Origin of the sequence: Nonomuraea sp. NPDC049695 (genome assembly GCF_040674955.1) — a bacterium.
GTDB lineage: Bacteria > Actinomycetota > Actinomycetes > Streptosporangiales > Streptosporangiaceae > Nonomuraea > Nonomuraea helvata.
In genome coordinates this window covers 150,676-174,271 of record NZ_JBFANV010000009.1, presented here as the reverse complement: position 1 = coordinate 174,271, position 23,596 = coordinate 150,676, and the positions used below count along the sequence as shown (strand labels likewise).

20 protein-coding genes and 1 pseudogene are annotated in these 23,596 nt (G+C 70.1%); 10 read left to right on the top strand and 11 right to left on the bottom strand.

Going from position 1 to position 23,596, the window contains the following annotated elements:
* Window positions 1-50 precede the first annotated feature (50 nt).
* From AB0J64_RS11515 to AB0J64_RS11500, 4 genes are all read left to right on the top strand, one after another.
* Complete coding sequence (locus AB0J64_RS11515) at window positions 51-878, top strand: helix-turn-helix transcriptional regulator (protein ID WP_364024288.1); 828 nt, start codon at window positions 51-53, stop codon at window positions 876-878.
* A 68-nt stretch (window positions 879-946) separates the two neighbouring features.
* A complete protein-coding gene (locus tag AB0J64_RS11510; protein WP_364024285.1) occupies window positions 947-2,032 on the top strand; it encodes a CapA family protein in 1,086 nt (361 codons plus the stop codon).
* A 42-nt stretch (window positions 2,033-2,074) separates the two neighbouring features.
* Window positions 2,075-2,920, top strand: coding sequence for an SDR family NAD(P)-dependent oxidoreductase (locus AB0J64_RS11505; RefSeq protein ID WP_364024282.1), 846 nt, complete (start codon window positions 2,075-2,077; stop codon window positions 2,918-2,920).
* 44 nt (window positions 2,921-2,964) lie between these two features.
* Window positions 2,965-3,633: a TetR family transcriptional regulator gene (locus tag AB0J64_RS11500; protein ID WP_364024280.1), complete on the top strand. Its 669-nt coding sequence runs from the start codon at window positions 2,965-2,967 to the stop codon at window positions 3,631-3,633.
* On the opposite strand, the gene AB0J64_RS11495 is transcribed toward AB0J64_RS11500, so the two are convergent.
* Window positions 3,602-3,922, bottom strand: a complete 321-nt coding sequence (locus tag AB0J64_RS11495) for a hypothetical protein (protein ID WP_364024277.1) — start codon at window positions 3,920-3,922, stop codon at window positions 3,602-3,604. The genes AB0J64_RS11500 and AB0J64_RS11495 overlap by 32 nt on opposite strands.
* A gap of 172 nt (window positions 3,923-4,094) precedes the next feature.
* Here AB0J64_RS11495 and AB0J64_RS11490 point away from each other — a divergent pair, with 172 nt between their 5' ends.
* The gene (locus tag AB0J64_RS11490; protein WP_364024274.1) at window positions 4,095-4,625 is read left to right on the top strand and encodes a hypothetical protein; all 531 of its coding nucleotides are present in this window, start codon (window positions 4,095-4,097) and stop codon (window positions 4,623-4,625) included.
* A 306-nt stretch (window positions 4,626-4,931) separates the two neighbouring features.
* On the opposite strand, the gene AB0J64_RS11485 is transcribed toward AB0J64_RS11490, so the two are convergent.
* From AB0J64_RS11485 to AB0J64_RS11450, 8 genes and pseudogenes are all read right to left on the bottom strand, one after another.
* Window positions 4,932-5,600, bottom strand: a complete 669-nt coding sequence (locus AB0J64_RS11485) for a hypothetical protein (protein WP_364024271.1) — start codon at window positions 5,598-5,600, stop codon at window positions 4,932-4,934.
* Window positions 5,601-5,781: 181 nt separating this feature from the next.
* Entirely contained in the window at window positions 5,782-8,352 is a 2,571-nt protein-coding gene (gene clpB, locus AB0J64_RS11480; protein WP_364024268.1) for an ATP-dependent chaperone ClpB, read from the bottom strand.
* 74 nt (window positions 8,353-8,426) lie between these two features.
* Window positions 8,427-8,708, bottom strand: a pseudogene (locus AB0J64_RS11475) (helix-turn-helix transcriptional regulator); the annotation flags it as partial.
* A 3-nt stretch (window positions 8,709-8,711) separates the two neighbouring features.
* Window positions 8,712-9,887 (bottom strand): molecular chaperone DnaJ, encoded by a 1,176-nt coding sequence (gene dnaJ, locus AB0J64_RS11470; protein WP_364024265.1) that lies wholly within the window; start codon window positions 9,885-9,887, stop codon window positions 8,712-8,714.
* 21 nt (window positions 9,888-9,908) lie between these two features.
* On the bottom strand, window positions 9,909-10,505 hold the full coding sequence (gene grpE, locus AB0J64_RS11465; RefSeq protein WP_364024262.1) for a nucleotide exchange factor GrpE: 597 nt from the start codon (window positions 10,503-10,505) through the stop codon (window positions 9,909-9,911).
* Window positions 10,505-12,376: a molecular chaperone DnaK gene (gene dnaK / locus AB0J64_RS11460; RefSeq protein WP_344998678.1), complete on the bottom strand. Its 1,872-nt coding sequence runs from the start codon at window positions 12,374-12,376 to the stop codon at window positions 10,505-10,507. The genes grpE and dnaK overlap by 1 nt, the downstream gene beginning before the upstream one ends.
* Window positions 12,377-12,586: 210 nt before the next feature.
* A complete protein-coding gene (locus AB0J64_RS11455) occupies window positions 12,587-16,396 on the bottom strand; it encodes a LamG-like jellyroll fold domain-containing protein (protein ID WP_364024259.1) in 3,810 nt (1,269 codons plus the stop codon).
* Window positions 16,397-16,511: 115 nt separating this feature from the next.
* The gene (locus AB0J64_RS11450) at window positions 16,512-16,955 is read right to left on the bottom strand and encodes a hypothetical protein (RefSeq protein ID WP_364024256.1); all 444 of its coding nucleotides are present in this window, start codon (window positions 16,953-16,955) and stop codon (window positions 16,512-16,514) included.
* Between the two features lie 68 nt (window positions 16,956-17,023).
* Here AB0J64_RS11450 and AB0J64_RS11445 point away from each other — a divergent pair, with 68 nt between their 5' ends.
* Genes AB0J64_RS11445 through AB0J64_RS11425 form a run of 5 tightly spaced genes read left to right on the top strand, consistent with a single transcriptional unit; the run spans window position 17,024 to window position 21,957 of the window.
* Window positions 17,024-17,905 carry a proline dehydrogenase family protein gene (locus AB0J64_RS11445; protein ID WP_364024254.1) on the top strand — a complete coding sequence of 294 codons (882 nt, stop codon included), beginning with the start codon at window positions 17,024-17,026 and terminating at the stop codon, window positions 17,903-17,905.
* A gap of 9 nt (window positions 17,906-17,914) precedes the next feature.
* Window positions 17,915-18,709 (top strand): pyrroline-5-carboxylate reductase, encoded by a 795-nt coding sequence (gene proC / locus AB0J64_RS11440; RefSeq protein ID WP_364024251.1) that lies wholly within the window; start codon window positions 17,915-17,917, stop codon window positions 18,707-18,709.
* A gap of 34 nt (window positions 18,710-18,743) precedes the next feature.
* The gene (locus AB0J64_RS11435; protein ID WP_364024248.1) at window positions 18,744-20,096 is read left to right on the top strand and encodes an HlyD family efflux transporter periplasmic adaptor subunit; all 1,353 of its coding nucleotides are present in this window, start codon (window positions 18,744-18,746) and stop codon (window positions 20,094-20,096) included.
* Window positions 20,093-20,776: an ABC transporter ATP-binding protein gene (locus tag AB0J64_RS11430; protein WP_364024245.1), complete on the top strand. Its 684-nt coding sequence runs from the start codon at window positions 20,093-20,095 to the stop codon at window positions 20,774-20,776. The genes AB0J64_RS11435 and AB0J64_RS11430 overlap by 4 nt, the downstream gene beginning before the upstream one ends.
* The gene (locus AB0J64_RS11425; RefSeq protein ID WP_364024242.1) at window positions 20,773-21,957 is read left to right on the top strand and encodes an ABC transporter permease; all 1,185 of its coding nucleotides are present in this window, start codon (window positions 20,773-20,775) and stop codon (window positions 21,955-21,957) included. Before AB0J64_RS11430 ends, AB0J64_RS11425 begins: the two co-directional genes overlap by 4 nt.
* Window positions 21,958-21,959: 2 nt before the next feature.
* On the opposite strand, the gene AB0J64_RS11420 is transcribed toward AB0J64_RS11425, so the two are convergent.
* Both AB0J64_RS11420 and AB0J64_RS11415 read right to left on the bottom strand, forming a co-directional pair.
* Window positions 21,960-22,700: an ABC transporter permease subunit gene (locus AB0J64_RS11420; protein WP_364024239.1), complete on the bottom strand. Its 741-nt coding sequence runs from the start codon at window positions 22,698-22,700 to the stop codon at window positions 21,960-21,962.
* Window positions 22,697-23,587, bottom strand: coding sequence for an ABC transporter ATP-binding protein (locus AB0J64_RS11415; protein WP_364024236.1), 891 nt, complete (start codon window positions 23,585-23,587; stop codon window positions 22,697-22,699). Before AB0J64_RS11415 ends, AB0J64_RS11420 begins: the two co-directional genes overlap by 4 nt.
* Between the last annotated feature and the right edge of the window lie 9 nt (window positions 23,588-23,596).

Sequence of the window (23,596 nt, the reverse complement as noted above, 5' to 3'; positions counted from 1 at the left end):
GTATTGGCGGTAACTGGTTAAGCTCTGCCGCTTCGCTCCATAGTGGAGGTATGAGCGTGACAGAAGCAAGGCGTACCGATCTGTCGGCTTTCCTGCGGACCCGTCGCGAGCGGATCACGCCGGAGATGGTCGACTTCGCCCCGGGCCCGCGCAGGCGGACTCCCGGCCTGCGGCGCGAGGAGGTCGCCCAGCTCGCCGGCGTGGGCGTGACCTGGTACACCTGGCTGGAGCAGGGCCGCCCGATCAACGCCAGCACCCAGGTGCTCGACGCCATCTCCCGCACGCTCCGGCTCGACAGCGCCGAGCGCCTGCACCTCTACCGGCTGGCCGGGCACGCGGAGCCGGTCGGCCAGGCCCCGGGCCACGTGACGCCCGAGATGCAGGAAATCCTCGACCGGCTCGGCGACATGCCCGCCTGCGTGGCCAACAGCCGGTGCGACGCCCTGGCCTGGAACGCCGCGTACGCCACGCTCTGGCCCGAGCTGGTCAACGCGCCCGAGGGCGAACGGAACTCGCTCTGGCACACCTGCCTGAACCCGGATCCCACGACCCGGCTGCTCAACCGCGACCAGGAGCTCGCGCGGGCCGTCGCGGTCTTCAGGGGCGCCTACAGCCGTCACGCGGACGACCCGTGCTGGCAGGACTTCGTCCGCCGGCTCGCCTCCGAGAGCCCCGACTTCGCGCGGATGTGGGCCAGGCAGGACGTGGCCGAGCCGGGGCCGAGGGAGAAGGCGTTCAAGCACGTGGAGATGGGGGAGCTGCGCTTCAGGACGACCAGTCTCACGGCCGTACTCGAGATCCGGCTCATCGTCTACACGCCGATGGACGACCACACTCGGGATGCAATGCGTAGATTGATGGAGAATGTAACCGCCTGAGCGGTAATACGCCCCTTCATGGGATGCTCGATCCCTGAATGACAGGATTCGAGCGGAAGTGGCGGCAGATGAGATTCCCCCGTGCCCTCCCGTTGTTCGCTGTCGCCGTGTCTCTGGTGGCCTGCTCCTCGGCCCCCGAGAAGGAGCCGCAGAGCAAGCAGGTGGACGAGCAGGCGGCCGTGTCCCCGACGGCGAAGCAGAAGCCGAAGCAGAAGCCGAAGCGGCGGCCGTACACGATCTCCTTCGGTGGGGACGTGCACTTCGAGGGAGGGCTGCGGGCGCGCCTCGCCAGCCCGGCCACGGCGCTCGGGCCGATCGCGAGCGTGCTGCGCAGGGCCGACTTAGCGATGGTGAACCTCGAGACGGCGATCACCACAGGGGGGACGCCCGCGCCGGGGAAGCAGTTCACGTTCAGGGCGCCGCCGGCCGCGTTCGCCGCGCTGAAGGCGGCCGGGGTCGACGTCGCGTCCATGGCGAACAACCACGGCATGGACTACATGGAGACCGGGCTGGCGGACTCGCTGGCGGCCATCAAGGCCGGCAAGTTCCCCGTGGTGGGGATCGGGAAGGACGCGGCGCAGGCGTACAAGCCGTTCCGCAAGGTCGTGAACGGGAACAGGGTGGCGATCATCGGGGCCACCCAGGTGCTCGACGCGGAGTTCATCCAGGCGTGGACGGCCACCCCGGACAAGGGCGGGCTCGCCTCGGCCAAGGACGAGGTCAGCCTGCTGCGGGCGGTACGGCAGGCGCGCAAGAACTCCGACACCGTGATCGTCCACCTGCACTGGGGCACCGAGATGCAGAAGTGCCCGAACCAGGCACAGCTCTCGCTGGCTCCCAAGCTGGTCCAGGCGGGCGCCGACGTGGTGGTCGGCGGACACGCGCACATCCTGCTCGGGTCCGGATATCTCGACCAGGCGTACGTCAACTACGGCATGGGCAACTTCGTCTTCTACAACTCCACCCCCGGCACCACCGGCAGGACCGGCGTGCTGACGCTGACCATCAACGGGCGGAAGGTGCTGAAGGACAGCTGGACCCCGGCCACCATCCAGGGGGGTATCCCCATTCCGATGACGGGGCCCGCACGCACCCAGGCCATCACGGACTGGAAGGCGCTGCGTACCTGCGCCGGGCTGGCCGCACGGCCCTGATCGATCTATGCTCCTGGACGAGGCGTCCAATAGGAGGTCGCGATGCGGCGCGTGGAATCAGGTGCGGTCTTCGACGGGCGGCGGGTGGTCGTCACGGGGGCGGGGTCCGGGATAGGGCTGGCGACCGCGCGGGCGTTCGCGGCCCATGGGGCCGAGGTGGTGTGCGCGGACATTGACGCCGCCGCCGCGTCGCGGGCCGCCGACGCCATTGCCAAGGACCTCGGGGGTACGGGGCACGCGGCGCAGGTCGACGTCTCCGACGCCGCTGAAATGGAAGATTTTTCGCGAAATATCATCTCCCAATATGGCGTGCCGGACATTGTGGTGAACAATGCGGGGATCGCCGTCGCTGGGCCATTTCTGGATCATGCGGTGGACGACTGGCGCAGGACCCTGGACGTCAATCTGTGGGGGGTCATCCACGGGTGCCGGCTGTTCGGCGCCGCCATGGTCGAGCGCGGCGAGGGCGGTCACATCGTCAACATCGCCTCCCTGGCGGCGTTCGCGCCGTCGTGGCTGCTGCCCGCGTACTCGACCTCCAAGGCGGCCGTGAAGATGCTCAGCGACTGCCTCAGGGCCGAGCTGGCCGGGCACGGGATCGGGGTCAGCGCCGTCTGCCCGGGGTTCGTCTCCACGCCGATCGCGCGCAACGCCACGTACGTGGGGCCTGACGTGCGCGAACAGGCCGTGCGGGACCTGGCGCGGCGCGGGTACCCGGCCGAGCGGGTGGCCGCCCACATTCTGCGGGCCGTACACAGAAATCAGGCCGTGGTGCCGGTCAACTTGGAAGGGCAAATCGGATATGCCCTGTCCAGGGTTTCGCCGGCCGCGATGCGTGCACTCGCGCGATGGAGCGGGGTCATGAGAAATCGAGGAAACCGGCGGTAAGGATCGTTCCCAAGGGAGAAGATGAATCCGTGTCCTCGCCGCAAATGGATGATGATTGCGCCCAGCCCAAGGCACTCAGGCGGCAGCCGGCGCAGCGCCGCAGCGCCCGGCGCGTGGAGCGGATGCTCGACGCGTGCGCGCAGCTGCTCGACGAGACCGGATACGACGCGCTGTCCACCACCCGCATAGCCGAGCGGGCCGGCGTGGCGATCGGGTCGATCTACCAGTTCTTCCCCGACAAGCGGGCCGTCACCCAGGAGCTCACCCGGCGCAACGTCGAGGAGTTCGTCCGCAGGGTGGACCGCAGGTTCCTGGCGGAGGAATATCGCGGCTGGTGGGAGGCCATCGACGCGATCATCGACGAGTACGTCGACATGCACAGGACCGTTCCAGGCTTCAAGAGCCTCCACTTCGGCGACGTCGTTGACCTCAATCTGCTCGACTCCGACTCCGACAACAACACGGTGATCGCGGGGCGGCTGCGCGGGCTGCTGCTCAAGGAGTTCGGGCTGGCCGACAGTCCCGAGCTCGACCTGGCCGTGCTGGTGGCGGTCGAGGCGGGCGACGCCGTACTGAAGCTGGCCTTCCGGCGCGACCCCGACGGCTCGCCGGAGATCATCGAGGCGGCCAAGCAGCTGATCTGCGGCTTCCTGGCCCGGCAGCTGAAGTCCTGGTCCGCCGCTAGTCCCGCGCGGAGCGCCCGACTTCCCTGAGCAGGCCGGCCAGCCAGTCCGGCAGGCGCTTGCCGTACCCGCCGAGGGCGATCGCGGGCACCTGCTGGAAGCGCGGGGTGGCCGGCGTACGCAGGCATGGACCGCCGGGGAACGAGACCGGGCGCGTGTCTCTCGCCTCGCGCACATGGAGTCTGGCCTCCAGAGCCTGGAGGTTCTGCTCGGCTGCTTCGAGGGCCTCGAGGCGGGCCGACAGATAGCCCGCCACGCCGGGAAGAAGGGCCGACAACACCACGACACAGGCCAGGGTGAAGGTCGTCTGCTTGGACATGCCCATCACAGCCCCCTTGCTCGCGTAGCAGCAAAGCAACTCGTATATGCCCTGCCACCTGCATAGACACGCTCAATGTGAGCACTGATGGACGGGGGGTTACCGAATTTGTGTCTGACCGGCGATGCGCATTGACCGGGCAAAGGGCCGAGCGGCTCGGTAGTCTCGCGGTGTGGCGCATGTGACCCGTGAGCACCTTGATCGTCTGCTTGAGCAGGCCCTACTGGCCGACGACCACAGTTCCCTGGCCAGTCGGCTATACGACGTCGCGCTGGGCTATTCGTCCGGCGACGTCTCCCGGGCGTCCATCCTGGTCCTCGCCGCCGAGGAATGGCGAGCGGCCGGCCAGCCGGCGCGGGCTATGGAGTGTTTCCAGCTCGCGGTCGAGGACGGCGGCGAGGCGGGCTTCGACCCGCGTGCCGGCATCGCAGACACGCTCTTCGAGCTCGACAAGCCCGACGAGGCCAGGGAGGTCATCGAGACGATACGCGCGGAGGGCGGCGTCTCCACGGCGACCGCTCACACGATCGCCGAGACGCTGGTCGCCTACGGGGACCTCCAGGGAGGGCTCGAATGGGCCACCCAGGCGGCCCTGGGATGCGACGAGAACGACCCTGAGCAGGTGGCGGTCCTCCGTACCCGCTACCGCATCCGGGTCGATCTGGGGCTGCCTGAGGACGAGCTGGACGAGCTCGTCCACTGAGCCGGCCGACGCCGGGACGCGGCGCCGTCGCGGACGACACCGCCTTCTGACCTGAGGGCTACGTCGCACGGCGGGGCCGGGCCCCGGGACGGGCCTGTCTTTGGGCCGCACGGCCTCGGGGCGGCTCGACCGCTGAGGCGGTGCTGTCCCATGTGCGGTGACCCCTGCGTCGGTGTGCCGGTGAGTACCGGTGGCCCGCCACGCGAGGCGTCAGGGGCGAAGAGGCCGCGGCCGCGGGTGGCCGCGGCCTCTTCGGTTAGGGGATGCCGGGCGCGGCAGGCACGGTCCGCGCCCGGACAGGGTGGCTCAGCGCAGCCCCAGCTGCGGCGCCAGCCCGGAGAAGCCCGCCACCGCGGTCTGGCCGCCCGCCAGCACCGAGGCTTCCTGGAGGTTCTCCACCGTCTCGGGCAGCAGGACGTCGACCACCTCGGCCCTGACCTCCTGCACCGGCCTGTCCAGGTTCGCCGGCGACTTGGTGCCGGAGCCCGCGTAGCGGTTGTGGGAGAGGCCCTTGCCGAGCGAGAGCTCGGGCAGCTTGACCTCCAGCGGCTTCGACGGCACCTCGGGGAGTGCGGGCAGCGCGGGGACCCGCGCCATGGTGGCCAGATCCCGCATCTCCAGCGACTCGGGCACCTTGGGGAGCAGCGCGGGGGAGGGCATGCCCCAGGTCGCCGCAAGCCCGCCCATGTCGGCCGCGCCCAGCGCCTCGCGCGCGGTCGCCAGCCCGGTCAGGCCGAGCTGCGCGGCCATCGCCCCGGCCGCCATGGCCAGCTTCTCGCTCTCGTCGGCGGCCGTGCTGCCGCCGCCGAGGGTGTCGTCGGTCGCGATGTGCGTGCCGCAGTACGAGGCGGTCGTCCGGGCCGTCACCCGGGTGCCCTTGCAGGTGTCCGCCGTCGAGGGGGCCGCAGCCAGCCAGGTGACGCCCGCGGTCAGCGTGGCCACCGCGATGATGCTCCGGATCTTCTGAGATGACACTTCAGGCCCCCTGATCGAGTTCGGTGATCTGACGAACGCTGAACGTAGTCACACATCCGGCCGCGGGAGTGCGGCTTGTCCGAAGAGTGGGCCGGACCTTACTGAAGACCAGCGGGGATGACCGAGCCATGACACGCGAAAAGCCCGGAGACCGCGTGGGTCCCGGGCTCCCGCAAGGTGGTCAGGCGCGCTGGATGAGGAGCTCGTCGTCCCCCAGTTCGACCTTGACCTTGTCGCCGTCCATGACCTCTCCCGACAGCACCGCCTTGGCCAGCTTGTCGCCGATGGCCGACTGGACCAGGCGGCGCAGCGGGCGGGCGCCGTACAGCGGGTCGTAGCCCGTCAGCGCCAGCCACTCGCGGGCCGCGGGCGTGACCTCCAGCGTGAGCCGGCGCTCGGCCAGGCGTCGCGCCAGCCGCTCGACCTGCAGGTCGACGATCTGAGCCAGCTCCTCCGTGCCCAGCGCGTCGAAGAGGATCACGTCGTCGAGCCGGTTGAGGAACTCCGGCTTGAACGAGCTCCGCACCGCCGCCATGACGGCATCCCGCTTGGCGCCGTTCTCCAGCTTGGGGTCGATGAGGAACTGCGACCCGATGTTGGAGGTGAGGATCAGGATCGTGTTGCGGAAGTCGACCGTGCGCCCCTGCCCGTCGGTCAGCCGCCCGTCGTCGAGCACCTGGAGGAGGATGTCGAAGACCTCGGGGTGGGCCTTCTCCACCTCGTCCAGCAGCACAACGGTGTACGGGCGCCGCCTGACGGCCTCGGTGAGCTGGCCGCCCTCCTCGTAGCCGACGTAGCCGGGAGGCGCGCCGACGAGCCTGGCCACGCTGTGCTTCTCGGAGTATTCGCTCATGTCGATCCGGGTCATCGCCCGCTCGTCGTCGAACAGGAACTCCGCCAGCGCCTTGGCCAGCTCGGTCTTGCCCACGCCGGTGGGCCCGAGGAAGAGGAACGAGCCCGTCGGCCGGTCGATGTCGGCGATGCCGGCCCGGCTCCGGCGTACGGCGTCGGAAACGGCCTGTACGGCCTCCTGCTGCCCGATCAGCCGCTTGCCCAGCTCATCCTCCATGCGCAGCAGCTTGGCCGTCTCAGCCTCCAGGAGGCGCCCGGCGGGGATGCCGGTCCACGACGAGATCACCTCGGCGATGTCGTCGGCGCCGACCTCCTCCTTGACCATGGCGTTGTCCGGCGGCGCGGCGTCGGAGGCGGCCTTCAGCGCCTGCTCCAGCCGCGGCACCTCGGCGTACATGAGCCTGGACGCGGTCTCGAAGTCGCCGTCGCGCTGCGCCCGCTCGGCGGCGCCGCGCGCCTCGTCGAGCTGCTTCTTCAGCTCGCCGACCTTGTTGAGCCCGGACTTCTCGTGCTCCCAGCGGCCGACGAGGGCGTTGAGCTCCTCCTGGCGGTCGGCCAGCTCCTGGCGGAGGCGCTCGAGTCGCTGCACGGAGGCGTCGTCGGTCTCCTTGGACAGGGCCAGCTCCTCCATCTTCAGCCGGTCGACGCCGCGCTGGAGCTGGTCGATCTCCACGGGACGGGAGTCGATCTCCATGCGCAGCCGCGAGGCGGCCTCGTCGACCAGGTCGATGGCCTTGTCAGGGAGGAAGCGGCTGGTGATGTAGCGGTCGGACAGCGCGGCGGCGGCCACCAGCGCGCTGTCGGCGATCTGCACCTGGTGGTGGGCCTCGTAGCGGCCCTTCAGCCCGCGCAGGATCGCGATGGTGTCCTCGACCGTGGGCTCGCCCACGTAGACCTGCTGGAAGCGCCGCTCGAGCGCCGGGTCCTTCTCGATGCGCTCGCGGTACTCGTCGAGCGTGGTCGCGCCGATCATGCGCAGCTCGCCGCGGGCCAGCATCGGCTTGAGCATGTTGCCCGCGTCCATCGCGCCCTCGGCGGCGCCCGCGCCGACCACGGTGTGCAGCTCGTCGATGAACGTCACGATCTGCCCGTCGCTCTCCTTGATCTCGGAGAGCACGGCCTTGAGCCGCTCCTCGAACTCGCCGCGGTATTTCGCGCCGGCCACCATCGCGCCCAGGTCGAGCGAGATCAGCCGCTTGTTGCGCAGCGACTCGGGCACGTCGCCGGCCACGATGCGCTGGGCCAGGCCCTCGACCACCGCGGTCTTGCCGACGCCGGGCTCGCCGATGAGCACGGGGTTGTTCTTGGTGCGCCGGCTGAGAACCTGGACGACGCGGCGGATCTCGGAGTCGCGGCCGATGACCGGGTCGAGCCTGCCGGAGCGGGCCTGCTCGGTCAGGTCGACGCCGTACTTCTCCAGCGCCTGGTAGGTGTCCTCGGGGGTCTCGCTGGTGACGCGCGCGTGCCCGCGTACCTTCTCGAACGCGTCGAGCAGTGCCTGCGGCGTCGCGCCCTGCGACTTGAGCAGCTCGGCTGCCTGGCCGCCGTCGGCGGCCAGACCGACCAGCAGGTGCTCGGTCGAGACGTAGAGGTCCTCGAGCCGGTTGGCGTGCTGGGCGGCGGTGTTCAGCACCGTGAGCAGCTGGCGCGAGCTCGACGGCGCCCCCACCGTCGCGCCCTGCGCCTTGGGCAGCGCCGTGAGGAGCTCCTCCGTACGTGCCCGCAGCGTGCGCCAGTCGGCGCCGACGGCCTCGAGCAGAGGGACGGCGGTGCCGCCCGTCTGGGAGAGCAGGGTGGTCAGCAGGTGAACCGGGGCGATCTCGGGGTTGCCCTCCGCGGCGGCACGCCGCATGGCACCCGAGAGCGCTTCCTGGCTCTTCTGGGTGAGCTTGTAGTCCATTCTTTCTAGGCCCCCGGTGGCAGCTCGTAGCGGATCAGCGCTCTGACCATGCGCATCTCGGCGCGCAGGCGGTGAACCTCCTCACGCAGCCGCAGAGCTTCGTTCTCGAGCTCGAGGATCCGCTTGATGCCCGCGAGGTTGATGCCCTCCTCCTGGGAGAGGCGCTGCACCTCGCGGAGCTGGATGATGTCTCTTGTGGAGTAGAGGCGGCCGCGCCCCGCCGTGCGGCCTGGGCTGACCAGGCCGAGCCGGTCGTACTGGCGCAGGGTCTGCGGGTGCAGCCCCGAGAGCTGCGCGGCCACCGAGATCACATAGACGGGTGTGTCGTCTGACAGGTCGAAGTAGTTGGCGTCCATCGGCTACTCGCTTCTGGCTCGCTGAATCAGCTCAGCGCGCGGGTCCTCACCCGCGGTCGCGGTGTTGAACTCGCTGAGGAGCTCGCGTGACTTGTCGTCGAGCGTCTTCGGTACCACGACCTCGACGGTGGCGAGCAGGTCGCCCTTGGTGCCGTCTTTACGGGTGACGCCCCTGCCGCGCACGCGGAACGTGCGCCCGTTGGGTGTGCCCGCGGGGATGCGCAGCGTGACCGGCATGCCCTTGAGGGTCGGCACCTTGATCTCCGCGCCGAGCGCGGCCTCGGTGAACGTCACCGGCACGGTGATCGTCAGGTTCTCGCCCGACCTGCCGAAGACGGCGTGCGGCTTGACGTGCGTCAGGATGTAGAGGTCGCCCGCGGGGCCGCCGTTCTCGCCCGGCGCCCCCTTGGCCTTGAGCTTGACCCGCTGACCGTCGGCGACACCGGCGGGGATGCGGGCCTGGATGGTGCGGGTGCTCTTGGCCCGGCCGCTGCCCTCGCACACAGGGCAGGGGTCGTCCACGATCAGCCCGCGGCCCTTGCAGTCGCGGCAGGGCTCGGAGAAGGCGAAGTTGCCCAGGTTGCGGCTGGCCGCGCCGGTGCCGTCACAGGTGGGGCAGACCCTGGGGGTCGTGCCCGCCCTGGCGCCGGTGCCGGTGCACGCGGCGCAGGCGGCCGAGCTGGTCAGCCTGAGCGACACCGTGCTGCCCTCGGCCGCTTCGGTGAACGTCAGCGTGACCTCGGACTCGACGTCCTGGCCGCGCCTCGGCCTGGTCGTGGTGGTGGTGCGGCCGGCGCCGCCGCCCCGGTTGAACAGCCCGCCGAACAGGTCGCCGAGCCGCTCGCCCGCACCACCGCCGGTGCCCTGCCCGGTGCCGCCGAACAGGTCGCCGAAGTCGAACGAGAAACCGCCGGCACCGGGACGCTGGCCGCCCACCCCGGACCCGAACAACGTCCGCGCCTCGTCGTACTCCTTGCGGCGCTTGGTGTCGGACAGGACGTCGTACGCCTCGGAGACCTCCTTGAACTTGGCCTCTTTGGTCGGGTCGCCCTGGTTGCTGTCGGGGTGGTACTGCCTGGCCAGCTTCCGATAAGCCTTCTTGATCTCATCGGCGGTGGCGGTCTTGGGCACACCAAGGACGGCGTAGTAGTCCTTCTCCAGGTAGTCCTTGGTGCTCATCTACGGCCCTTCGTCCTCGTGTCAGTTTTCGTCGTCGTCATTGGACGCGGGAGTGGCGTCCCCGGGCTCCGCGACGGCCACCCGCGCCGGACGCAGCACCCTGTCACCCAATCGGTATCCGGGCTGCAGCACCTCGATCGCGGTCGGCTCCGTCACCTCCGACGAGTAGCTGTGCATCAGCGCCTCGTGGACGGTCGGGTCGAACGGCTCGCCCTTCTGCCCGAAGGAGCTGAGGCCCAGCTTGGTGAGCGCCGACTCCAGCGACTCCGCCACCTTCGCGAAGCCACCGGTCAGCTCGCCGTGGTCGCGGGCCCTGCCGATGTCGTCGAGTACGGGCAGCAGATCCGCCAGCGCGCCCGCGACCGCCTGCTCCCTGACCGCGGCGCGGTCGCGCTCGACCCGCCTGCGGTAGTTCACATATTCGGCCTGGAGTCGCTGCAGGTCAGCGGTCCGCTCGGCGAGCTGGGCCTCCAGCTCGCCGTTGGCGGCGGCCGCCGCGGGCGGCTGCTCTGCCGCCTGCTCGGCGGCGGAGGCGTCCCTGACCTGCCCCGTCTCCGGGTCGATCTTGCGGTTGTCGCGGATCACCGGCTGCTCTTGCCCGTTTTCACGAGGCGGCATCACTGGTCCTTCTTCGGCTGGTCTTCGTCGACGATCTCGGCCTCGACCACGTCGTCATCGGCCTTCTGGCCCTGACCGGCCGCGGCGTCCTGCGGGGCGCCCTCGCCACCGGCCTGCTGGCCCTGGCTCGCGGCGTAGATCGCCGAACCCATCTTCTGGCTGACGGTGGCGAGCTTCTCCGCCGAGGTGCGGATGACGTCGGTGTCGGTGCCCTCCAGAGCCTTCTTCAGCTCGGACAGGGCGTCGTTGACCTCGGTCTTGATGTCGCCGGGGACCTTGTCGTCGTTCTCGCGGAGGAACTTCTCCGTCTGGTAGGCGAGCCCGTCCGCGTTGTTGCGGACCTCGGCCTCCTCGCGGCGCTTCTTGTCCTCCTCGGCGTACGACTCGGCCTCGCGCATCATGCGCTCGATGTCGTCCTTCGGCAGCGCGGAGCCGCCGGTGATCGTCATCGACTGCTCCTTGCCCGTGCCCAGGTCCTTGGCGGAGACGTTGACGATGCCGTTGGCGTCGATGTCGAAGGTGACCTCGATCTGAGGGATGCCGCGCGGGGCCGGCGCGATGCCGGTCAGCTCGAAGGTCGCCAGCTTCTTGTTGTACGAGGCGATCTCGCGCTCACCCTGGAAGACCTGGATCTGCACCGACGGCTGGTTGTCCTCGGCCGTGGTGAAGACCTCGGAGCGCTTGGTCGGGATCGTCGTGTTGCGCTCGATGATCTTGGTGAAGATGCCGCCCTTGGTCTCGATGCCCAGCGACAGCGGGGTCACGTCGAGCAGCAGGACGTCCTTGACCTCACCCTTGAGCACACCGGCCTGCAGAGCGGCGCCGATGGCGACGACCTCGTCCGGGTTGACGCCCTTGTTGGGCTCCTTGCCGCCGGTCAGCTCCCTGACCAGCTCGGTCACGGCGGGCATACGGGTCGAGCCGCCGACGAGCACCACGTGGGCGATGTCGGAGACCTTGATGCCGGCGTCCTTGATGACCTGGTGGAACGGGCCCTTGGTCCGCTCGAGCAGGTCGGCCGTCAGCCGCTGGAACTCGGAGCGGGTCAGCTTCTCGTCGAGGTGCAGCGGGCCCTCGGACGAGGCCGTGATGTAGGGCAGGTTGATGTTGGTCTCGGACTGGCTGGACAGCTCGATCTTGGCCTTCTCGGCCGCCTCGCGCAGACGCTGGAGCGCCATCTTGTCCTTGGACAGGTCGACGCCGTGCGCGTTCTGGAAGCGCTTGACGAGCTCGTCGACGATGCGCTGGTCCCAGTCGTCACCACCGAGGTGGTTGTCGCCGGAGGTCGCCTTGACCTCGACGAAGCCGTGGCCGTCCTCCTGGCCGACGTCGAGCAGCGACACGTCGAAGGTGCCGCCACCGAGGTCGAAGACCAGGATGGTCTGGTCCTGCTCCTTGTCGAGCCCGTAGGCGAGGGCCGCCGCGGTCGGCTCGTTGATGATGCGGAGCACGTTGAGGCCCGCCACCGTGCCGGCCTCCTTGGTGGCCTGCCGCTGGGCGTCGTTGAAGTAGGCGGGAACGGTGACCACCGCGTCGGTGATCTTCTCGCCGAGGTAGGCCTCCGCGTCCTGCTTGAGCTTCTGCAGGACGAAGGCGCTGATCTGCTGGGGCGAGAACTTCTTCCCGTCGATCTCCTGGGACCAGTTGGTGCCCATCTCCCGCTTGACCGATCGGATCGTCCGGTCCACATTGGTGACGGCCTGCCGCTTGGCGACCTCACCGACGAGGACCTCGCCGTTCTTCGCGAAGGCGACCACGGACGGCGTGGTCCGCGAGCCCTGCGCGTTGGCGATGACAGTGGGCTCACCGCCCTCGAGGATCGAGACGACGGAGTTGGTCGTCCCCAGGTCGATACCTACCGCACGTGCCATGAGTACGTCCTTGTAGTCAAAGTTGAGTCTGTTGGACTCAAGCTACGAATCCCGGTCGGCTTTGTCAAACGACTTGAGCCTACTCGACTCAACCCTCGTGAGCGCGCCGGCATTCCCTCCAACGTCGGCGGCTTCCGGGAAGGTTCCTGGCACAGGAGCGGACCCCGGCGCGGTGGGCGCGCGCCGGGGTCCACGTGGGTGGGCGGTCTCTCAGCTGACGGGCGCGTTCATGTCGTTCTGGATCTCGGCGGGGGTGAGCGCGCGGTTGTAGACGCGGACGTCGTCGATGAGGCCGTTGAAGTATTCGCCCCACAGGCTGCTGCCGCCGATGCGCAGGGGTTGGGTGTCGCTGCGGATGGTGCCGGTGACGGCCTTCTGCGCGATTTGGGTGCCGTTGGTGTAGAGGCGCAGGGTGGCGCCGTCGTAGGTGGCCGTCAGGTGGGTCCAGGTGTTGAGCGGCAGGCTCGCGGTGCCGAGGAGGCCCTGGTCGGTGCCGGTGACGATCTCGGTGTAGGGGTGGTTGTCGTCGGCGTTGGCCCACAGGGCGTAGGCGTTGCCGCTGGCGTGCTGTTTGATCAGCGCGGTGCGGTAGCCGGTGCCGGTCGCCGGGTTGAGCCAGGCTTCCAACGTCATGCCGGTGGTCAGGTGGAGGGTGGTGGAGTCGGGGATGTTGACGTAGGCGCTGGTGCCGTTGAAGGAGAGAGCCTTGCCGTACTTGCCGGAGTTGCTCCAGGTGGCGTTGGTCAGGGTGCCGGTGTTCGACTTGCCGGAGGAGTCGGCGACGGTGGTGCCGGTGCCCTCGTTCATCCCGTACGCCGCCACGAGCCCCGTGTTCGGCGGCGGCGCGGTGACGGTGGCCGTGGCCTCGTTCGAGGCGGGGCTCGGGAGGTTGGCCGCGTCGAAGGCGATCACCTTGTAGTAGTACGTGCCCGCGGGCACGCCCGAGTCCGTGAACGAGGTTCCGGTCGTCGAGCCGACCTGGTTGGCGCCAGACGGGGTGAAGCCCGCCGCCGTGGAGCGGTGGACGTTGTAGCCGACGACGCCCACGTTGTCCGTCGAGGCGGTCCAGGAGAGCTGGACGCTGCCCTGGCCGCCGGTCGCGGCGAGCGAGCCCGGCGCCGTCGGCGGCTGCGTGTCGGGCGGGCCGGCCTGGCCGATCGGGGTGTTCATGTCGTTCTGGATCTCGGTGGGGGTGAGCGCGCGGTTGTAGACGCGGACGTCGTCGATGAGGCCGTTGAAGTATTCGCCCCACAGGCTGCTGCCGCCGATGCGCAGGGATTGGGCGTCGCCGCGGATGGCGCCGGTGACGGCCTTCTGTGCGACCTGGGTGCCGTTGGTGTAGAGGCGCAGGGTGGTGCCGTCGTACGTGGCCGTCAGATGGGTCCAGGTGTTGAGCGGCAGGCTGGCAGTTCCGAGGAGGCCCTGGTCAGTGCCGGTGACTATTTCGGTATATGGCCGGTTGTTGTCCGCGTTGGCCCACAACGCGTATGCGACGCCGCTGGCGTGCTGTTTGATCAGCGCGGTGCGGTAGCCGGTGCCGGTCGCCGGGTTCAGCCAGGCTTCCAACGTCATGCCGGTGGTCAGGCGCAGGCTGGTCGAGTCGGGGATGTTGACGTAGGCGCTGGTGCCGTTGAACGAGAGCGCCTTGCCGTACTTGCCGGAGTTGCTCCAGGTGGCATTGGTCAGGGTGCCGGTGTTCGACTTGCCGGAAGCGTCGCCGACCGTGCTGCCCGTGCCCTCGTTCATGCCGTACGCGGCCACCAGGCCCGTGTCGGCCGGTGTCTGCGTGAAGGTCGCCGCGTACGTGGTCGCCGTCGCGGGCGCCACGACGTTGTGACCGGCCGCGCCCCCGTCCGACCAGGAGCCGAACGAGTAGCTCTGGCCCGACAGCGTCTGCGGCGACGGAGCCGAGATCGAGTTCCCCGACCCGACGATGACCGTACGCGTGAACGGCGTGGTCGTCTGCTCGCTGTTGAACCCCACCTGCAGACCCGGCGGCGAGGACTGGAACGTCAGGTTCATCGTGCGCGGCTGCAGCAGCACGCTCTTGGTGTCCGTCAGCCCCTGGGCGTCGGTCACCGTCAGGCGGAGCTCCAGATGCGACGGGTAGTCGTGGTCAGGCGCCTGGAAGGAGCCGCTCGCGCCCGTGAACGTGGTGATCTCGTGCTCGTGGCACGTGCTCGGGCAGTGGTCCAGGATGAGGGTCCACTTCATGCGCGTGCCCGGGATCGTCCCGTCCTGGGCGTCCGTGCCCGTGCCGGAGAAGTTGATCGTCTGACCCACGGCCCAGGTCGTGGCGGCGGTGGGGGCGTCGATCGTGGCCGTGGGCGGGGTGTTGTTCACGTTGACCGTGACCGAGGCGTCGCCCTGGCCGCCCCGGCCGTCGCCGACCCGCAGCCGCACGACGTAGGAGCCCGGCTGCGCGTAGGTGAACGACGGGGTGGCCGAGGTGGAGTCGTCCAGCTCGCCGTCCCCGTCGAGGTCCCAGGCGTACGTGAGGGGGTCGCCGTCGGCGTCCGTGGACGAGGCGCCCGAGAACGTCACGGCCAGCGGCGCGGTGCCGGACGTGCTGCTCGCGTTGATCACGGCCGTCGGCGGGGTGTTGGCGTAGATGTAGCGGACGATCGTGCCGTGGTCGTAGTCCACCGCGAACAGGTCGCCGCCCGGGCCGATCTCCAGCTCCACCGCGGGCATGCCCGAGTCGAAGTTCTGGACGGTCGCGGGGTCGGGCAGGCCGTTCGCGCCCTTGGTCATCACCCACACGCACTGGCGGCTGTAGTCGGAGAAGAACAGCGCGCCGTCGTACGCGCCCGGGTACGCGCCGCCGCCGTAGAACGCCACGCCGCTGGACGACGAGCCGCCCGACGGGCACGGGTCGTTCGGGGCCGGGCGGGAGTTGTGGTTCCAGGAGAAGTACGGCTGGGTGTGCGCCGAGGCGCCCTCCGCGTAGAAGTTCTCGCACAGGGTCAGGTTGAGGTTGTCGTAGCCGCCCTGCCTGCCGGGACCCTCGTAGCAGGGCCAGCCGAAGTTCGAGACGCCCGAGGTCGGGGCGGTGACCCTGTTGATCTCCTCGTACGTGTTCCAGCCGACCTCGCCGAGCCAGATCTCCTGCGTGCCGGGCCTGTTGGTGATGCGGAACGGGTTACGCAGGCCGTTCGCGACGATCCTGGCGGCGTTGGGGTCGGAGCTGCCGGCGTTCGGGTTGCCGGCGGCGGCCGCCCCCGTGTCCGGATTTATCCGGATCAATGTGCCGTCGAGCCCGGCCGGGTCGCCGCTGGTGCGCACGTCCTGCGCGCGCAGCGCGCCGCCCTCCGCTGCGGGCGGCGCCAGCGCGGTGCCGACCGGCGACGGCGGGTCGCCGCACGGGTTGTCCGGGGTCACGTCGGAGCTGGTCAGGTTGTCCTGGCCGTAGTCGGCGAAGTTGAAGCTGGCGCCGTCGCCGGCGGTGGCGTACAGCATGCCGTCGGGGCCGAACTGGAGGTCGCCCAAGGAGTGGCTGGGGTGCTGCTGGCACCAGTCGGTGATCAGCGGGGTCTCGGCGCCGGTCGGGGAGATCACCGACAGGCGTCCCGTGATGAGGCAGCCGTCGCCGGTCGCGCCGGGCGGCGTGGGACAGGGATCGTCGGTCGCTCCCGCCGTGCCCCAGCGGGGCGCCGTACCGCCGGGCACGGCGTCGTACGCGTACAGGACGTAGACGCGCGGGTCGGCGGGGAAGTTCGGGTGCAGTGCCATCCCGAGCAGGCCGCGGTCCCAGAAGTTGTGCACCTGCGTCCGTAGGTCCGCGTACGTGGCCGGCGTCGTGTCCGTGAGGGAGTCGAAGACCTTGATCAGCCCGCTCTTCTCCGCCACGAACACGCGCCCGTCCGAGGCGAACTCGATGTTCGTCGGATGGTTCAGCCCGCTGAACACGGTCTGCCGCTGGAAAGCCGCCGGCAGCGCCTGGGCGCTCGGGCCGGCCAGGGCCACCAGGCCGGCGCAGATGAGCAGGATCGAGGACAGGGCACGGCTCAGCCGTCTCAACGGACCCCCCAGTGATGCGCAGCGTCACCCTCGACGCCCCCGCGCCTCTGGTGCTTGATCGATGTATCGCTCCAAATCGATCATTTGTCACCAGGGATGTCCGGTTTTGGACACGCTATTTTGCGCCGTCCACAATCTTGCGTTTGCCGATCGACTTCTTGAGCTTGACCGTCGTGGTCTTCTCGATCGCGATCATGATGCACGACACGTTCCTGGCCTTGGGCGAGGTGCCCTCGTAGAGGGTGATCGTGACGCGCTTGGCCGTCTCCTTCACCTTGACCCGGTCGAGCACCGTGCACGGGGCGACGCCGGACCACCAGGTGAGCTGGATCTGCCTGCCCTTGGCCACCGGCTTGGCCTTGGTCCATCGGACCTTGTGGACGTTGATCGCGTTGCCGGTCGGTTTGGTGACCTCCGGTCCCTTCGTGGGAGTGGTGGTGACCGGGTTCGTCACGACGGGTGGCTGCTGCGGGACGGTGGAGGCGCCTTGCCGGGCGGGCGGGGCCGCGCCGCAGCCCGCCGCGAGCACGAGACATCCGGCCAGTGCAGTCGCTGTCATTGCACGCATACCTCTTCGACGGATAGGGCGGGTCCCCGGTTCATCCGGCGGCGATTAGTGTGGTTCGCGTGCTCCGTCAGGCTCTCCTCGCAGTCTCCAAGAGCGAACGCGCCGAGCGCGTCATCTCCACCTCCCGGCTGACCGCCGACGTGGTCAGGCGCTATGTCGCGGACGACGTAGGCGCCGTGATCGGTGAGCTGGCCTGCAAGGGGCTGCTCGTCAGCGTGGACCATCTCGGCGAGGAGGTGACGGAACAGGCGCAGGCCGAGGCGGCGGTCGCCGAATACCTGCGGCTGCTCGGCCTGCTGCCCGCGGGCGCCGACGTTTCGGTCAAGCTCACCGCGCTCGGCCTGCGGCTGTCGGAGGGGCTCGCGCTCGACCACGCCGCCGCGATCTGCCGGGCGGCCGCGGCCAGGGGGGTCACGGTGACGCTCGACGCCGAGGAGCACGACACGATCCCCGGCCTCCACTCCGTGCACACCGCCCTGCGCGGGGACCATCCCGACGTGGGCGTGGTGGTGCAGGCGTACCTGCCGGAGGCGCTGGAGCGCTGCGAGAGCCTCGCCGGGGCCCGCGTGCGCCTGTGCAAGGGCGCGTACACCGCTCCGGGGGCCTACAGCAGGCCCGCCGACATCGACCGCTCGTTCGTACGGTGCCTGAGGATCCTGATGGCGGGCACCGCCTACCCCATGGTCGCCACCCACGACCCGAGAATGGTCCGCATCGCCTCCACGCTGGCCGTGCTCGAGGGCCGCGACGTGACCGGCTACGAGCACCAGATGCTGTACGGCGTGCGCCCCGACGAGCAGCTCCGCCTCGCGGGCCAGGGCGCGAGGATGCGCGTCTACGTCCCCTACGGCTCCGACTGGTACGCCTACCTCATGCGCCGCCTGGCCGAGCGCCCCCGCAACCTGGCCTTCTTCCTCAGGTCACTGCTGTCGCGACGGTAGGCTGCCAGCGTGATTGCGATTCTGGGCACGGGAAAGATGGGCGAGGCCCTGCTGTCCGGGCTGCTGCGCGCCGGGTTCAAGCCCGACGACATCATGGCGACCACCCGCAGGGCCGAGCGGGCGCAGGCGCTGCGCGAGACGTACGGCGTGCGCACCGTCTCCAACTCCGAGGCCGCCAAGGTCGCGGACACGCTCATCCTGGCCGTCAAGCCGCAGGACATGGCCACACTGCTGGCCGAGATCGCCCCCTACGTGCCCGACGACCGCCTGGTGATCACGGCCGCGGCCGGCATCACGACGTCGTTCGTGGAGCAGCGGCTCGGCGTGGACGTGCCCGTGGTGCGGGTGATGTCCAACACGCCGATCAGGTTCGACGAGGCGATGAGCGTGATCTCGGCGGGCGCCCACGCGGGCGAGGAGCACCTCGAGCTCACCGAGGGCCTGCTCAGCCCGGTCGGCAAGGTGCTGCGCATCCCCGAGTCCCAGCAGGACGCCGCCACCGCGCTCTCCGGCAGCGGCCCCGCCTACTTCTTCTACCTGGTCGAGGCCATGGTCGACGCGGGCATCCTGCTCGGCATGCCGCGGGCCGCCGCGCTCGACATGGTCATCCAGTCCATCGTCGGGGCCGCCGTGATGCTGCGCGACTCGGGCGAGCACCCGGTGATCCTGCGCGAGGCCGTCACCTCGCCGGGCGGCACGACGATCGCCGCCATCGCCGAGCTCGAACGGCACAGCGTGCGGGCCGCGTTCCTGGCCGCCATCGAGGCCGCCCGCGACCGGGGGCGCCAGCTCGCCTCCGGCTGAGAGGCCGGACGGCCCCGCTCCTACGATGGGTCGGGTGACGTTACGTCGCGGCATCGCGCCGCTGCTCGTCCTTTTCGCACTGACCGGCTGCACCTCGGAGGAACCGCCGAACGTCCAGGTCGGCGAGGTCAGGCGGGGCCCGGTCACCGAGGTCGTCGAGGCCCCCGCCACGATCGGCGCGCGTGCCTCCGCGACCCTGCGCTCGCCCGCCCAGGGCACGATCGCCAAGCTGTACGTCCGCGAGGGCGACCACGTGCGCAAGGGCGAGATCCTGGCGAAGATCAGTTCGCCCGAGGCCCGGAGCCGGCTCAAGCAGGCCCGCCAGGCCTCCAAGGCGGCCACGCCCGTGGGCTTCGCCACCCCCGCCGTGCGGCTGCCGTCGTTCGACACCAGGTCGTTCGACCGCAAGGTGGCCGCCCACTTCGCCAGGGCCCGCAAGGAGGCCAGGAAGGTCGCGGACGCCGGGGTGCGCAGGCAGCTCCTGAACGCCATCGACCTGGCGCAGGCCCAGCACAAGGCACAGACCAGGGCACTGGCCTCGATCACCGCGCAGCTCAACCGCTCGATCAGCGGGATGCTGTCCGGCGTGACCAGCGGCCTGGCCGGCTCGATGGCCTCGCTGCAGGCCGCGTCGAAGTCACAGGCCAAGGCCGCGCTCAAGGCGGCGGAGAGCGCGGTCAAGTCGCTCACGATCAAGGCGCCGTTCGCCGGCGTCGTCACGCTCGGCCGCGCCTCGGGCGGGGGCGGTATGCCGAGCGGCGTGGAAGGGCTGCTCAGCCAGCTCCCCGGCGGCGGTCAGCAGCTGCCGTCCGTGCCCTCGACGGGCTCGGCGTCCGGCAGCCCGGTCGCGACGGGCGTCCCCGTCTCGGCGGGCGACTCGATCGTCACCGTCACCGACGTCTCCAGGCTCACCCTGGACGCCGACGTGGACGAGACGGACGTCCTGCTGGTGAACAAGGGGGTGCGGGCCGCCGTGGAGCTGGACGCGGTGCCCGGCGCCACGTACACGGCCGTGGTGACCGGCATCGGCGTCACCCCCATGGAGGGCACCACGGGCGGGGTCAGCTACCCGGTGCGGCTCACGCTCGGCCCCGGCGCCTTCGACGACGGCTCCGAGGCGCCCACGCCCAAGCCGGGCATGAGCGCCGTCACGCGGCTGACCGTGCGCGAGTCGCCGTCCGCCGTCTCGGCGCCTGCTTCGGCCATCGTCTCCAGCGGGCGCGAGAGCGTCGTCTGGGCGATCAGGAACGGCGTGGCCGAGCGGCGCGTGGTCAAGCTCGGGGCCCAGGGCGACGCCGTGGTGGAGGTGCTGAGCGGGCTGTCCGTAGGTGACCGGATCGTGGTCAAGGGGGCGGACTCCGTACGGCAAGGGCAGCGGCTGCCATGACGCCCGCGATCGAGGCAGTGGACCTCACCCGGCGCTACCAGCTCGACGGCGTCGCCGTGGAGGCGCTGCGTGGCGTGACGCTCCGGATCGACCAGGGCGAGTTCGCCGCCATCGTCGGCCCGTCGGGCTCCGGCAAGTCGACGCTCATGCACCTGCTCGGCTGCCTCGACCGGCCCAGTTCGGGCGTGCTCAGGGTCAACGGCGTGGAGATATCCGGATTGTCCGACACCGAGCTGGCCGAGCTGCGTAACAAGACGATCGGCTTCGTCTTCCAGTCGTTCCACCTGCTGGCCAGGACCTCGGCGCTGGACAACGTGGCGCTGCCGCTGGTCTACCGGGGTGTCGGCCGGGCCGAGCGGCGCTCCAGGGCCCGCGCGGCGCTGGAGGCGGTCGGGCTGGGCCACCGCCTGGAGCACCGGCCGTCCCAGATGTCCGGCGGGGAGCAGCAGCGCGTGGCCATCGCCAGGGCCCTGGTCGGCGAGCCCAAGGTGCTGCTGGCCGACGAGCCCACGGGCAACCTCGACACCGCCAACGGGACCGAGGTCATGGCCATACTCGACCGGCTCAACGGCGAGGGCGGGGTGGCCGTGGTGCTCGTGACGCACGAGCCCGAGATCGCCGCCCATGCCCGTCGCCAGATCCACGTACGGGACGGGCTGATCGAGAAGGACACCGTGTGAAGTCCAGCGAGTCGTTCGTGATGGCGCTGGAAGCGCTGCGCGTCAACCGGCTGCGGAGCGCGTTGACCATGCTCGGCGTGATCATCGGCGTGCTCGCCGTGGTGATCCTGGTGGCCATCGGCACGGGCGCGAAGGACGAGATCGAGAAGCAGATCTCGGGCCTCGGCACCAACATCATCCTCGTCGTACCCGGCCGCATCAGCCTGGGCGCGGCCCCCACGCAGAGCAAGCTCGGCCTGGCCGACGTCGCCTACGTCCGGCGGGTGGTGGGCGACCCGTCGAAGGTGACGGTCTCGCTGCAGTCGGGCGAGACCGTACGCGTCGGCAGGGTCGAGGCGTTCGTCACGGTGATCGGCACCGACCAGAACCTCGTCAACATCTTCGACCGTCCCCTGGACAAGGGGCGCCCGCTGAGCGAGACCGACGTGGACACCCGGCGCAGGGTGGCGGTGCTGGGATCACAGGTGGCGGACCGGCTGTTCGGCGACCTGGACCCGATCGGGCGGCAGGTGACGGTGGCCGGGGCCAGGTTCCGGGTGGTGGGCGTGTACGCCGAGGTCGGGCAGACGTTCGGGCTCTCGCGCGACCAGGAGATCCACATCCCGGTGACGACGGCACAGCGGCTGCTCGGGATCGAGCGGATCAACGGGCTCGCGGTCGGCGCGTCCGGGCCCGACGAGATCGACCCGCTCTCGGACAAGGTGACGGCGGCGCTGCGGGCGCGGTACCCGGGCGAGCAGTTCTCGGCGGTCACGCAGACCGCGCTGCTCGGCACGATCGGCAGCGTGCTCGGCATGCTCACCGGCGTGCTGGCCGCCATCGCGGGCATCTCGCTGCTGGTGGGCGGCGTCGGGGTGTCGAACATCATGCTGGTCAGCGTGCGCGAGCGCACCCGCGAGATCGGGCTGCGCAAGGCTCTGGGAGCCAGGCAGCGCGACATCCTCGCCCAGTTCCTCATCGAGGCGGTGCTGCTGACCACGATCGGCGGGTTCATCGGGATCGCGCTCGGGGTGGGCGGGTCGGTGGCCATCGCGGCGTTCACGGAGGTGCCCGCGTCGATCACGTGGTGGTCGATCGCGCTGGCGTTCGGGGTGTCGGCGGCCGTCGGGGTGTTCTTCGGCGTGGCCCCGGCGCGGAGGGCGGGCAGACTGGACCCCGTCATCGCCCTCCGCGCCGAGTGACCTCAGGCGTCCCGCTTCTGCATCAGTACGGCCCCCGCGATCACGGCGACAGCGATCCAGGCGAGGTAGACGCCGAATCCGGTCCACGGCCCGAGAGAGTTGTCCCCTCGGCCCATCACGATCTGCGAGCCCGCGTTGGTGGTGAAGTAGTCGGACACGGTCTTGCCCCACCGCCCGGGCAACGCGCTGGTCAGCTGGGGCAGCACCAGCATCAGCGCGATGGCCGAGACGATCGCGCCCGGGGTGTGCCGGACGAGCGTGCCGAGCCCCAGCCCGAACAGGCCGCAGGCGGTCAGGTAGAGGCCGCCTCCCACCACCGCCTGCACCACCGCGCCCGTCTCGAGCGACGGCGGCTGCGTGATCGTCAGGCTGACGAGGAGAGAGACGCCGGACGCGACCGTGCAGACCACCAGCGACACCGCCGTGAACACCACGATCTTGCCGGCCAGCAGGCTCATGCGCCTGGGCACGGCCATCAGCGACGTGCGGATGCCGCCCGTGCGGTACTCGCTGGAGATCACCAGGACGCCCAGCGTGGCCATGGACAGCGAGGCGAACATGCTGCCGATCAGACCCATCGCGATCGCGGAGTCGGCGGGGATGGGCCCGTCGCCCGAGCCCTTGGCGGAGCCGCTGATGAGTGTGGCGATGCCCACCATCAGAAGCGCGGTGACACCCAGCGTCCACACCGTGGAGCGGACTGAGCGGATCTTGGTCCATTCGGACCTGAGGATGTCGATCATGACGAGAACTCCAGGCTGTCCTTGGTCAGCTCCATGTAGGCCGCTTCGAGCGACGGCTGCACGAACGTCAGCTCCTCCAGCGGGATCCCGGCGCGAGCGGTGAGCGTGCCGATCTCGAGCGTGCTCATCGCGGTCACGCGCAGGTGGTCGGGGTGGAGCTCGCCCACCTTGACCAGCTCCGCCACCTCGGCCAGCCGGGGCGAGCGGACCCGTACGTACCCCTGGGAGCTGCGCCCGATGAACTCCCGCACGCTCGTGTCGGCGATGAGCCGCCCCTTGCCGATCACGATCAGGTGGTCGGCGGTCTGCGCCATCTCGCTCATCAGGTGGCTGGAGACGAACACCGTGCGGCCCTCGGCCGCCAGCTTGCGCATGAACGTGCGGATCCACAGGATGCCGTCGGGGTCGAGCCCGTTGACGGGCTCGTCGAAGATCAGGATCTCGGGGTCACCCAGCAGCGCGGCGGCGATGCCCAGCCGCTGCGACATGCCCAGCGAGAAGCCGCCGACCCGCCGCTTGCGCACCTCGCGCAGCCCCACGGTGTCCAGCACCTCGTCCACGCGGCTCGCGGGGATGCCGTTGCTCTGCGCGATGGCCAGCAGGTGGTTGTACGCGCTGCGTCCGCCGTGCACGGCCTTGGCGTCCAGCAGCGCGCCGACCTTGCGCAGGGGATGCGGCAACTCCGCGTACGGCCGCCCGTCCACGAGCACGGAGCCGCCGGACGGCCGGTCGAGGCCGAGGATCATGCGCATGGTCGTGGATTTGCCGGCTCCGTTCGGGCCCAGGAAGCCGGTCACCTGACCGGGCTTGACGTCGAACGACAGGTCCGACACTGCGGCGGTGGCGCCGTAGCGTTTGCTCAGGTTCGTTGCGCGGATCGCGGTCATGATCTGAGC

What these genes read in the sequence shown, in the direction of transcription:
- AB0J64_RS11515 (WP_364024288.1), top strand. Translation starts at nt 51, where the DNA reads ATGAGCGTGACAGAAGCAAGGCGTACCGATCTGTCGGCTTTCCTGCGG.
- AB0J64_RS11510 (WP_364024285.1), top strand. Translation starts at nt 947, where the DNA reads ATGAGATTCCCCCGTGCCCTCCCGTTGTTCGCTGTCGCCGTGTCTCTG.
- dnaK (WP_344998678.1), bottom strand. Translation starts at nt 12,376, where the DNA reads ATGGCACGTGCGGTAGGTATCGACCTGGGGACGACCAACTCCGTCGTC.
- dnaJ (WP_364024265.1), bottom strand. Translation starts at nt 9,887, where the DNA reads ATGAGCACCAAGGACTACCTGGAGAAGGACTACTACGCCGTCCTTGGT.
- AB0J64_RS11415 (WP_364024236.1), bottom strand. Translation starts at nt 23,587, where the DNA reads ATGACCGCGATCCGCGCAACGAACCTGAGCAAACGCTACGGCGCCACC.
- AB0J64_RS11500 (WP_364024280.1), top strand. Translation starts at nt 2,965, where the DNA reads ATGGATGATGATTGCGCCCAGCCCAAGGCACTCAGGCGGCAGCCGGCG.
- AB0J64_RS11420 (WP_364024239.1), bottom strand. Translation starts at nt 22,700, where the DNA reads ATGATCGACATCCTCAGGTCCGAATGGACCAAGATCCGCTCAGTCCGC.
- clpB (WP_364024268.1), bottom strand. Translation starts at nt 8,352, where the DNA reads ATGGACTACAAGCTCACCCAGAAGAGCCAGGAAGCGCTCTCGGGTGCC.
- grpE (WP_364024262.1), bottom strand. Translation starts at nt 10,505, where the DNA reads ATGCCGCCTCGTGAAAACGGGCAAGAGCAGCCGGTGATCCGCGACAAC.
- AB0J64_RS11505 (WP_364024282.1), top strand. Translation starts at nt 2,075, where the DNA reads ATGCGGCGCGTGGAATCAGGTGCGGTCTTCGACGGGCGGCGGGTGGTC.
- AB0J64_RS11450 (WP_364024256.1), bottom strand. Translation starts at nt 16,955, where the DNA reads ATGACAGCGACTGCACTGGCCGGATGTCTCGTGCTCGCGGCGGGCTGC.
- AB0J64_RS11495 (WP_364024277.1), bottom strand. Translation starts at nt 3,922, where the DNA reads ATGTCCAAGCAGACGACCTTCACCCTGGCCTGTGTCGTGGTGTTGTCG.
- AB0J64_RS11430 (WP_364024245.1), top strand. Translation starts at nt 20,093, where the DNA reads ATGACGCCCGCGATCGAGGCAGTGGACCTCACCCGGCGCTACCAGCTC.